General features: G+C 39.4%; 9 protein-coding genes. 6 read left to right on the top strand and 3 right to left on the bottom strand.

The genetic code is table 11. The features are described 5' to 3' along the window. From HN459_02420 to HN459_02410, 3 genes are all read left to right on the top strand, one after another. Positions 1–490, top strand: a 490-nt coding sequence (locus HN459_02420; protein ID MBT3478295.1) for a 2,3-bisphosphoglycerate-dependent phosphoglycerate mutase, incomplete at its 5' end; no start/stop codon positions are given. 146 nt (positions 491–636) lie between these two features. Then, positions 637–1,014: an endonuclease domain-containing protein gene (locus tag HN459_02415; protein MBT3478294.1), complete on the top strand. Its 378-nt coding sequence runs from the start codon at positions 637–639 to the stop codon at positions 1,012–1,014. 147 nt (positions 1,015–1,161) lie between these two features. Continuing rightward, complete coding sequence (locus HN459_02410) at positions 1,162–1,629, top strand: tRNA (cytidine(34)-2'-O)-methyltransferase (GenBank protein MBT3478293.1); 468 nt, start codon at positions 1,162–1,164, stop codon at positions 1,627–1,629. A 107-nt stretch (positions 1,630–1,736) separates the two neighbouring features. Here HN459_02410 and HN459_02405 read toward each other — a convergent pair whose 3' ends face one another. Together HN459_02405 and HN459_02400 are read right to left on the bottom strand one after the other, a co-directional pair. Further along, a complete protein-coding gene (locus tag HN459_02405; protein MBT3478292.1) occupies positions 1,737–2,864 on the bottom strand; it encodes an NAD(P)/FAD-dependent oxidoreductase in 1,128 nt (375 codons plus the stop codon). Between the two features lie 112 nt (positions 2,865–2,976). Beyond that, a complete protein-coding gene (locus HN459_02400; protein ID MBT3478291.1) occupies positions 2,977–3,285 on the bottom strand; it encodes a DUF971 domain-containing protein in 309 nt (102 codons plus the stop codon). An 84-nt stretch (positions 3,286–3,369) separates the two neighbouring features. Between HN459_02400 and HN459_02395 the strand changes: the two genes are divergently transcribed. The 3 genes from HN459_02395 to HN459_02385 all read left to right on the top strand — a co-directional run bounded on the left by HN459_02395 (position 3,370) and on the right by HN459_02385 (position 5,890). Next, entirely contained in the window at positions 3,370–4,518 is a 1,149-nt protein-coding gene (locus tag HN459_02395) for a P1 family peptidase (GenBank protein MBT3478290.1), read from the top strand. Next, complete coding sequence (locus HN459_02390) at positions 4,515–5,255, top strand: FkbM family methyltransferase (protein ID MBT3478289.1); 741 nt, start codon at positions 4,515–4,517, stop codon at positions 5,253–5,255. Before HN459_02395 ends, HN459_02390 begins: the two co-directional genes overlap by 4 nt. 71 nt (positions 5,256–5,326) lie before the next feature. Beyond that, positions 5,327–5,890 (top strand): DUF3228 family protein, encoded by a 564-nt coding sequence (locus tag HN459_02385; GenBank protein MBT3478288.1) that lies wholly within the window; start codon positions 5,327–5,329, stop codon positions 5,888–5,890. A gap of 205 nt (positions 5,891–6,095) precedes the next feature. Here the strand turns inward: HN459_02385 and HN459_02380 are convergent. Beyond that, positions 6,096–6,276 (bottom strand): GIY-YIG nuclease family protein (locus tag HN459_02380; GenBank protein MBT3478287.1); only part of this gene is annotated, 181 nt, incomplete at its 5' end.

Here is a 6,276-nt window from a genome sequence, read left to right as displayed (position 1 = left end):
TGAACGGCATTACGGCGCCCTCCAAGGGTTAAACAAAGCTGAGACTGCCCAGAAATATGGGAATGACCAAGTGTTGGTTTGGCGACGCAGTTATAATACGCCGCCGCCGCCATTGGAAATTCATGATGAACGGCATCCTCGTTTTGATAATCGTTATGCTGATTTAAATGAAAATGAATTGCCCGCTTCAGAATGTTTAAAAGATACGGTGGATCGGTTTCTCCCATATTGGCATGAAACTATCGCACCGTCTGTTTTGTCCGGAAAGAAAGTATTAATTGTCGCCCATGGGAATTCTCTCCGCGCCCTGGTTAAATACTTAGATAAGATTTCTGATGAGGCAATTGTTGGATTAAATATTCCAACAGGCGTTCCATTGGTTTATGAATTGGATGAATCATTAAATCCTATTTCACATTATTATTTGGGAGATCAAGAAGCCATTGCTAAAAAAGCTGCGGCTGTGGCGGCGCAGGGGAAAGCGGGATAAATAAAAGGGGCAATTTAGGTGAGAAAACTTGATGCAGAAATTAAAAACCCCACCTTTATTTCCTCCCCATTAGGGGAGGACCACATAGCAATTGCCATTCATCTCCTCCCCTCCTCGGGGAGGATTATGGTGGGGATTTTAAAATAATGCAAACTTCCGAACTACCGCCTCCTGCTGAACATGCAAAAAAGTTAGCACGAGTTCTTAGAAAAAATATGACTCCAGCGGAACTAAAACTGTGGGGGCATATCAGAAAAAAACAATTAAACGTACGGTTTAGAAGACAGCACCCCATTGGGAAATACGTTGTAGATTTTATCTCACTGCATAATGGCTTTGTAATTGAAGTGGATGGTGGACAACATTTCGAGCAAGAACAAGTGAAAAAAGATAAAAAACGATCAAAATATCTTCAACAAGTTGGATTAACAATAGTTAAGTATAATAATTACGAAGTGATGACTAATATAGATGGGGTGATTGAGGATCTTTATTACAGAATAGAGAAGAAAATTGTAAAATGATTTTATAAGTGATAAGTAATAATCAAGCGTTCTTTACCCCACCTTGTTCCTCCCCATATAGGGAGGAGACATCCTAACTATTGTTTAGTGGTTCATTTTATAATAGAGGAACTAATATAACATATGGGCAATATTCAATAAATCACCATGTTTCACATTATACTATATGAACCAGAGATTCCCCCCAATACAGGGAATATTATTCGATTATCCGTTAATACGGGATTCACACTTCATTTAATCAAACCGCTTGGGTTTTCAACAGATGATAAAAGTTTAAAGCGAGCTGGAATGGATTACATGAAAAGGACAAATTTTCATGTGTGGGAAAACTTGGATGAATGCCTAGACCGAATTTCACCAAAGGCCATCTATTCCGTAACGACCAAAGGTAATACAAATTATGCGAATGTTAAATACGAAAAAGGTGATGCTTTTATTTTTGGTCCTGAGAGCCGTGGGCTACCTAAAGAAATTCGTGAAAAATATACTTCTATATATATGCCCATGCGGAGTGAGGGCCGGAGTTTAAATCTTGCCAATGCAGTGTCAATAATCACTTATGAAGCATGGCGGCAGAATGCGTTTATGGATATAAAAGTTATTGGTGAATAGTTGTTGGGCTTAAGCCCATTCTTCTTTAACAGATTACCCAACGCTAAAGCATTGGGTAAGTGATTTGGTAATACCTATATCCAGCTTGAATCGGTAAAACCATATATTTATTTAATCCAGGTTGCTACATCCTCTCCGATTGCGATGGCTGAGGTGAGTCCGGGAGATTCAATCCCTATTAAATTAACCCAACCGGGAAATCCTTTATCCTTCTCATGTGAAATATAAAAATCCGGCATTGGATTTTCATTCATCCATATTTTTGGACGAATCCCAGCATAATCCGGTGATAAATCTTCTTTTTTAAGTCCACGGATATATCGCCTACCCTCATCATGAAACTGATTCAATAATAATTCTTCCACATCATAGTTCTCTTGGCGGTCATTCATCCAATGGGCGCTGGGACCGAGTTTGGGCATTTGTGTCTCATCAAAACTGAGGTGAATTCCCAATGAGCCGTGGGCCGCATCCGGCAGTGGATAAACCAAATGATTAAACGCACCACGCCATTTGGATGAAAGTTTATAATAACATCCTTTTGAGTATCGGAGTGATGGAGTATCATGGGGCAACATTTCAGCCACAATATCGCTTTCTAGTCCGGCCGCATTAATCACCCATTGGGTGGATACTTTTTCAACTTCGCCTTGGGGGTTTTCTATAGCCAATTCATAACCATCATTGGTTTTTTCTGCATCAACTATTCTGGATTTAAATAAATAATCATGATCACTATCTTGGGATTTTTTATATAAGGATGCCATTAATTCGTGGGCCGATACAATCCCTGTACACCCAACAAATAAAGCAATCTCCGCATCAACCTGAGGTTCAAGTGCATGAATTTCTTTTTGTTCAATGATCTGAACTTCAGGCACATTATTTTTCTGTGCATTGTTAAATAATGCTTCTAAATCATCAGATTGATGGTTTTTACCCACGACTATTTTTCCACAACGATTCACCCAGATATTGTGTTTATCACAATAATCATAAAGCAATTCTCTACCACTTAGGCAATATTTAGCCTTCAGGGAATCAGGTTCATAATATATTCCAGAATGAATGACCTCACTGTTTCGGCTAGAAATTCCTCGGCCAAACGATTCTTCCTTTTCAATAACCAAAACGGACTTTTGGGAGGACTCTCCAAGGGATCGGGCGATAGCCAATCCAATAACTCCCGCGCCAATTATGATAACATCAAACATTTCATCCATTAAAATCGCCACATAAAGCACAAAAGTCGCAAAAAAATAATGCGGAAATTATTAAAAGGGTCCTCACAAACTTATGAGTTATTTTTTGTGAAATTATATTATTCATTTGTTGAAGAAAAATAAATTATTCCGATAATTTTTTTAACAGGTCACCGGTAAAAATTCCTGTGCTATGGCCATCTTTCCAAAAGGGGCGTAAACCATAGTACCCCACTGGTTGAATACCACTAACTTGGAAACTTGATTCTGAAAATGCCTGGTCTGGGCCTTTATACAAATTACCTAAGGCATCTGTTTCTCCCTGGCAATTGGCACAAGGACATTGCTCCCGCAGTTTCTTTAATTCGATCATTACTTCACTTTTATCGGAAAAAGAAACCAGCAAAAGATCATTTACAATTTCATAATTATCTAAACCAATATAGTCTGCCATTCATCAAACCCTTTTTTCACAAGGTTCAATTTGCGCCCTCTTAAAGATATGAGTAAATCCTTTTATGATATTGTAGCTTTGGACATGAAAAAATTATCTGTCATTACAATTTTATTATGTTTCTCATTGGGATCAACAGTAATTGCTCAAAAAATCCGCCCAAGGGATCGAGGCCTAGAGATCGGCCTGTTTCAAACAGGACAATGGAATGCAATCACTGATGTTGCCGGTGTATCGGTTGGTCACGAAACTGTTATCCAAGGTGATAGTGTCAGGACTGGCGTTACCATAATCAAACCACACGGCGGCGATTTATTTAAAGATAAAGTTATGGGCGCCGTCCATGTAACCAATGGATATGGTAAAGCGCTGGGATTTACCCAAGTTGAAGAACTTGGAACTATTGAATCACCCATTGCACTCACCAATACGCTAAACACTTTTCTGGTGGCCAATGCAATTGTGGATTATATGATATCCGAGAACCCAAATATACGTTCTGTCAATCCGGTAGTGGGAGAAACAAATGACAGCGGCCTTAACGATATTCGCGGACGACACGTAAAAAAAGCACATGTTTTTTCAGCAATTCAAAATGCAAAATCAGGACCAGTGGCAGAAGGATCTGTGGGCGCCGGAACGGGAACGCGAGCATTGGGATTTAAAGGCGGTATGGGCACAGCCTCCCGAGTGCTTCCAAAAGAAGCTGGTGGATATACCATCGGCGTTTTGGTCCAAACCAATTTTGGTGGATCGCTCATGATTAATGGGGCACCGGTAGGACGGGAGCTCAAGAAATCACCTTTTGCTTCTTCCATTCCCTATGATGAAGACGAAGGGTCATGCATGATTGTGATCGCCACAGACGCTCCTCTTTCTAATCGAAACTTAAAACGCATAGCAAAACGAGTGGATCATGCCTTTGGTAGAGTCGGGGGTTATTCATCCAATGGTAGTGGAGATTATGCTATAATTTTTTCCACCCACAAAGCCAATTCATCAGATGGCCTAACCATCACCCGGGAAGAGGTTAAAAACCGCCATATGAATGGTTTATTTATGGCTACGGTTGAAGCGACGGAAGAGGCTATCATTAATTCATTATTCATGGCAGAAACAGTTTCCAGTCGCTATGGTACAATGGAAGCACTCCCTGTTGATGAAACAATGAAGATTCTCAAAAAATACAAAGCACTCAACTGGAATAAAAAACTATATCCATGGAAAAAATGAAACGCTCTAATTTAAATAACGATTATATGCGCTGGGTATTTCGAGCGTGGCGATATCGACTTCGTACAGAAAAACCGGAAATTAACTTTTTATTAAGGCACTTAAATTCGGGGCAGGTTGTCTTAGATATTGGCGCACACAAAGGTGCTTATACCTATTGGATGTCGAAACGAGTTGGAGAAACAGGATATGTGTATGCCTTTGAACCACAACCGCAGTTAAATCAATATTTATCCGGCATTGCGAAGCGATCAAAATATCAGAATATTCAAGTAGAAACGATGGCCCTTTCTTCTATGGAATCTGACACAACAATGAATATTCCCGGAGGAAGACCATCTCCAAGTGCATCATTAAAAACAAGTGGCAATAAAAATGCTACCCAAATCAATGTGCATACAACAACGTTGGATAACTTTACATTATTGCGAAATTTGAAAACAATAGACTTGATAAAATGTGATGTGGAAGGCCATGAACTGGATGTCCTCATGGGTGGGAAAAAAGTCTTAACTCGTTTTAAGCCAGTTGTATTACTCGAATGTGAAGCGCGTCATAATGGTCCAGAAAATGTAAATGCGGTATTTGAATTTTTTACGAATCTCAATTATGATGGTTGGTTCTACAATGGCAATTCACTTGTGAGTTTGGATAATTTTGATCTTTATACATATCAAACTAATCCCAATCGACAAATCTATGTGAATAATTTTTTCTTTACACCTAAACCTGTTTAAAACACTCTCCTACGAAACACACTAAATACACGAAATTGAAGGTCGAAGGGAAAGAAAGAGATAACATTATTATGGAAAAAGTAGCAGTAAATAAATTTGTCCGCCGACAAATAAAAAGATCTGGGAAAACATACTCTGAATCCCTTTCATTTGAGGCTATTGCTCAAGATGCTGAAAAACGAATGGCCAATGGACATTATATAGAAGGATATCGCGACGGGGTTCTCATCGTCAATGGGAGTACAGAAATTATTCATGAGTTTGAATGTCCATTTATAAAAATTGATGAAAATACAAAATTAGTTTCTCAGCTTATTCAACGGCAACCGTCAGAAAAGCCCTACATCCAGACACGGGCTAAATCGGGGACGCCGGTGAAAGCGTGGAAAATTGAATATATTTTGTATCGTCATGATGTGTTGGCAGAAAATGACGAACAATCCACAAACGCTGAATGGGAATTAATCAGCATCCATGCTATCCCAAAAGGTGTGGATAAATTGCCCATGGGGCCGGTGACTATGATGCGAAATCAGTTAGAATTAACTGGGGGCACTAAAGCACATTATTCATCGGAAGAATGGGCCGAGTCGGTACAATTCTGGCAGGAGTATGCGGCCTTGGATTCGGTTTAGCCACAGAGCACACAGAGAAAATATTATTAATATGGGGATTGCGTCGTCATCCCGCAAAATGCGCGATTCCTCGCAATGACATATCTTTTTTGGTTTTGTCATTGAGAATGAAATGAAGCAATCGCCAAAGATATAAAAGATTGCCGCGCCCTTTGGGCTCGCCTGCCCGCTCGGCAGGCGGGCAATGACAATAAAAAAATAGAATCTATTCTTCAAACCATTCTTTTGATAAATCCTTCCAATCCGGATTCATTTCTTCAATCATTTTAATTTTTTTTGCCCTTGAGCCAGCTTTAATTCTTTTTTCTTCCTCAAGAGCGACATATACATCATTAGTTTCGGCATACCATACTAGCTTATTGCAATTGTATTTGGCGGTGAAAGAT

This window comes from Candidatus Neomarinimicrobiota bacterium, from assembly GCA_018647265.1.
Lineage (GTDB): Bacteria > Fidelibacterota > Marinisomatia > Marinisomatales > TCS55 > TCS55.
The sequence above is the reverse complement of the archived record's forward strand: the minus strand, read 5'-3'. Positions and strand labels throughout refer to the sequence as shown.